We start from the raw sequence: 4,073 nt of genomic DNA, 5'->3' as shown, positions 1-4,073 counted from the left end.
CAAGTACGTCCAGTACGAGGCCGACTCGGGCGCACGCCCAGCCGGGCGCCCAACGCCGCGCGCTGATCCGCCAAGATCGGCCGGACAGGACCTAGCCGGAGGCATGCGACTGAGCGGCGGGCCCGCCGCCGTGGGGCTCAGGAAGGGCTCAGGCTCTTCCCGCCGGCCCGGTCGGCGGGCCGGACGCCGAAGGGCAGGCCCGGTGGGCGGCGGGGCGCGGGGGCCCGGAGCAGCCGGTAGTTGACCGCGCAGCCCAGCACGATGCCCGACCAGGCGAGGACCGCGTTGTCCGTCAGCAGGCCCGCGAGGAAGACCGGCAGGGCGATGCCGAACTCCTGGAGCAGCCGCAGGCGCAGCACCACCCCGAAGCGGTCGGCGGCCTTGTGCCGGCCTTCGGCGGTGGCGGCCAGGAGGCGGAGGGGGAGGGCGGCGGCCTGGGCGACCATCAGCCAGGTGAACCAGGTCGCGGCCGTGCCGTGCAGGCCGTAGAACCCCGGCAGCACCGTCCAGGCCGCGCCCGCGACGAGGGCGCCGACGGTCGCGGACACGGCCAGCACGCCGCCGCGCAGGTTCCGCCAGTCCCGTGCGGAGGGGGCCGCGTCCGTGCAGACCATGCCGGTCGCGTTGACCATGGCCGTGATCGGGATGTGCAGCGTCGCGGTGAGGACGGCCCCGGCGGAGAACGCGGCGAGCCGGTCGTCCCACGAGGCCCTGAGGGTCAGTGCGAGGACCAGCAGCAGGTCGAAGCCGATCACCGAGAGCATGTGCCCCCACTCGGTGAGCATGGTGCGCGCCACCTGGCGCAGCCAGCGGGCGCTGTCGCGGAGCCGGAGGGAGCGGGACAGGTGGTCACGCAACAGCCAGACGGTGACGGCGCATTCGAGGGCGGCGATGGCGGAGGTCGCGGCGTAGGCGCCGGCGAAGCCCAGTCCGGCCCCGTGCACGAGGAACCAGTCGAGTGCGGCGTTGGCGACGACGGCCACGCCGTACAGGGTGAGCAGCGGGCGCGAGCGCCGGAGCGCGAAGAGGGCCATGGCGCCCACGAACTGGGCGAGGCGGACCGGGGCGGCCGCCAGCAGCCAGAACAGGGCCGACCGGGTGTCGTCGCGGATGCCCGGTGCGGCGGGCAGGGTGTCCACCAGGTACGGCAGCACGGCCAGGCCGATCGCCGCGACCAGCAGCCCGGCGGCCGCGGCACCGACCAGCCCGCCCTGCACCGCCCGCCGGCGGGCGTGCGCGGACCGGGCCCCGGCCACGGACAGCCCGACGACGGGGCCCATCGCCATGGCGGTGATCGAGTCGAGCAGGAGCAGCCGCTGCGGCAGGGCGGCGGCTGCCACGGCCTGCTCGCCCAGGGTGCTGATCACCCACAGGTCGGTCTGGGCGATGGCCTGGCCCATGACGGACGCCACCATCATCGGGCCCATCAGGGCGAGGACGCGTCGGCCCAGTGCCGGGGTGGGGGCGGTCGCGCCGGTCACAGCGGGCTCCAGGTGAGGACGGCGAAGTCGCCGGAACGGGACAGCGACCACCGGATGCCCGGTGCCGGGTCCAGCCCCGGCACCTCGGCGAGCTTCACCCGGCCGCGCTCCAGGGGGATGCGCCCCTTGAGCGCCACGACGACCTTGGGGGCGGTGGTCCCGGTGGTGAGGGCCAGGCCGCGGTGCCGGTGCTCCGGTGAGGCGAACCAGCGGGCGGCCGAGGCCGCGAGCAGTTCGACGTGGTCCTGCGGTCGGAGGGCGATGCCCCGGCCGTCCAGGAATTCGAGGAAGTGCAGGTGCATGCGCCAGTCCAGCCGGCGCCCCGCGGCCACCGCCCAGTCGAGGAAGGCCTCGTAGAGGTCGGTGGTGTCCGGCAGACGTTCGGCCAGCCGCGGGATGCGGTCGAAGAGCTGGTGCCAGCGGATGCGGAGCGATTCCTGGGCGATCAGCCGGTCACGGGAGCCCGGGGCGAGGGAGTCACGCGCGGTGGGGCTGATGCAGGCGTCGAGCCGCGACGACTGCGGCGCGGGTGCGGTCAAGGTCCGTTCTCCATTCGTCCAGGTCGTGGTTGGCGTCGCGTTCGACGACGAGCGTGGCGTCCGGTGCGGCGCGGCCGGCGAACGTCGCGACCAGCGCGAGGGTGTCGTCGCTGACGGGGGAGTCGTGGCTGTCGATGACGAGCGAGTCGGAGGTCGGGGAGGGGCTGTAGCCGGCCAGGTGGAACCGGCGGCCCACGCCCGGCACGTCGGCCCACGCGGCGGCGGGCTGCCCGGTGTTGAGCTGGGCGACCACCGCGTTGGACACGTCCATGAGGACCTCGCAGCCGGTGGCCTCGACGAGTTCGGCGTAGGCGCGGGCCTGGGGGATGTCGGAGGGGGCCTGCGAGGGGAAGTTCTCCACGGCGAGGACGGTGCCGAGCTCCTCCTGCCAGGCGCGCACGGAGTCGATCACCGGCTGCCAGGCGTGGTAGTCCACCTCCATGGCCAGGGACAGCGGCTGGCCGTTGTGGGAGAAGTGGGCGATGTGGTCGCTGACGTAGAGCAGGCCGCAGTCCGCCTGCCACCGGTTCACCAGGTCCAGGTAGTGGTCGAGGCGCGCCCGGTCCGGGTCGAGGAACCGGGAGAGCATGATGTGGCAGCCGACCGGGAGGTCACCGACCGTGCGGCGGAACTCCTTCGGGTCGAGGTGGGCGAAGCCGTCGATCAGGACCTCGACGAAGTCGACGTGACCGGAGTCGCGCAGCCCGCAGGCCATCTCCAGGGTGTCCGGCGAGGTCACATTGACACCGATCAGCATCAGCGCAGCGCCTCCTTGGCGTAGGCCAGCAGGTCCTGGGGGGCGCTGACCGCGCCGGGGCGTTCGGCCGGCGGGATCTCGTCGAGGTTGAGGACGATGCGCTTGCCGCGGCCGCGGACGTCGTCCACCCACCGGTCGAACAGGTCGACGTAGGACAGGCCGCGCTGTTCGGAGGCCTCCGCGAGGCCCGGGATCCAGCCCTTGCACAGCTGGCGGAGGTAGGCGCGGCAGTAGGGGACGCCGTAGTCGTGCGGCTCCTTCTCCCCGGCTCCCGCGGCTCCCGCCGCCCGGTGCCGCTCCAGGGCCGATGCCGCCCGGGCGAAGTCGGCGTAGTACTGGTCGGGCCGGTCCGTCCAGGTGAGGTCCGCGTGCTCGACGATCACGGTGACGGGCTGGGTGTCCGTGAGCAGCCGTTGGTCCAGCACGGTGTCCAGCAGCGACCACACGCCTTCGTGGACCGCCACGGAGTGGCCGTCGTGGAGGGTGCCGTCCCGTCCCGTGCGGATGCCCGACAGGTGCAGTTCGACCACCTGGGACCACGGGATCGCGCCGAGCAGGACCTCCACGGGGACACCGCAGTTGACGGCGTCGATGTAGAGGTGGGCCAGGTCGACGATGAGGCCGGTGCCGGTGTTCTCGCAGATGCGGGTCACCGCCTGCCAGGCGTCCAGGATGCCCCGGGCGGAGGCGGAGTAGCAGTTGGCGTTCTCCACCCAGACGGGCAGGCCCGAGGTCCGGTGGAGGTCGGTGAGGAAGCGGACGGCGCGGTCCTCCTCCTCCTTGGTGCCGGTGAAGTACGAGTGGAGTCCGAACGAACCGCCGCCCAGGGCCCGGTCGCCGGTGACGTGGACCCCGATGGAGGTCGGCTTGTTGCGGCGGGTGGCCGACTGGTCCATCACGTAGTCGATGTAGCGGGCCTGCTCCCGCGGGCCCTCGCAGATCGCGGTGCGCCCCAGGTGCAGGGAGAACTCCGGGACCTCCGGCACCCCGTCGAGGCCCTCCCATTTCCGCCACTCGTTGAACCCGAATTCCAGGAAGGGGTTCTCGCCGACGATGGCGAGCCGCCGGGACGGGTCCGGGTCGAGGAATCCCGGGGTGAACGACCCGCCCACGCGGAGCAGGTCGTCGCGGACCGGCAGAACTGTCGCTTGCATTTCTTTCTCTCCACCTGCTTCCGGGGACGGCGGGGGCGCGCCCCGTTTCCGGGGCGCGCCCACCCGATGACTCAGCCCTTGTTGTAGCTGCCGCAGGTCAGGGCCTCGGCCATGACCTCGATGTCCTGGATGTCGATCATTG

The 4,073-nt window shown here is 72.9% G+C and carries 4 protein-coding genes; all 4 read right to left on the bottom strand.

All coding sequences use genetic code 11. The features are described 5' to 3' along the window. Positions 1-137: 137 nt before the first annotated feature. Genes ABTZ03_RS40405 through ABTZ03_RS40390 form a run of 4 tightly spaced genes read right to left on the bottom strand, consistent with a single transcriptional unit; the run spans position 138 to position 3,931 of the window. Positions 138-1,481 carry an MATE family efflux transporter gene (locus tag ABTZ03_RS40405; protein ID WP_350518225.1) on the bottom strand — a complete coding sequence of 448 codons (1,344 nt, stop codon included), beginning with the start codon at positions 1,479-1,481 and terminating at the stop codon, positions 138-140. Next, the gene (locus tag ABTZ03_RS40400) at positions 1,478-2,020 is read right to left on the bottom strand and encodes a hypothetical protein (RefSeq protein ID WP_350518224.1); all 543 of its coding nucleotides are present in this window, start codon (positions 2,018-2,020) and stop codon (positions 1,478-1,480) included. Before ABTZ03_RS40400 ends, ABTZ03_RS40405 begins: the two co-directional genes overlap by 4 nt. After that, the gene (locus ABTZ03_RS40395; RefSeq protein WP_350518223.1) at positions 1,959-2,777 is read right to left on the bottom strand and encodes a multinuclear nonheme iron-dependent oxidase; all 819 of its coding nucleotides are present in this window, start codon (positions 2,775-2,777) and stop codon (positions 1,959-1,961) included. Before ABTZ03_RS40395 ends, ABTZ03_RS40400 begins: the two co-directional genes overlap by 62 nt. Beyond that, positions 2,777-3,931, bottom strand: a complete 1,155-nt coding sequence (locus ABTZ03_RS40390) for a multinuclear nonheme iron-dependent oxidase (RefSeq protein WP_350518222.1) — start codon at positions 3,929-3,931, stop codon at positions 2,777-2,779. The genes ABTZ03_RS40395 and ABTZ03_RS40390 overlap by 1 nt, the downstream gene beginning before the upstream one ends. Between the last annotated feature and the right edge of the window lie 142 nt (positions 3,932-4,073).

Source organism: Kitasatospora sp. NPDC096077, from assembly GCF_040303245.1.
Classification (GTDB): Bacteria; Actinomycetota; Actinomycetes; order Streptomycetales; family Streptomycetaceae; genus Kitasatospora.
This window is presented reverse-complemented; position numbering and strand designations above follow the sequence as displayed.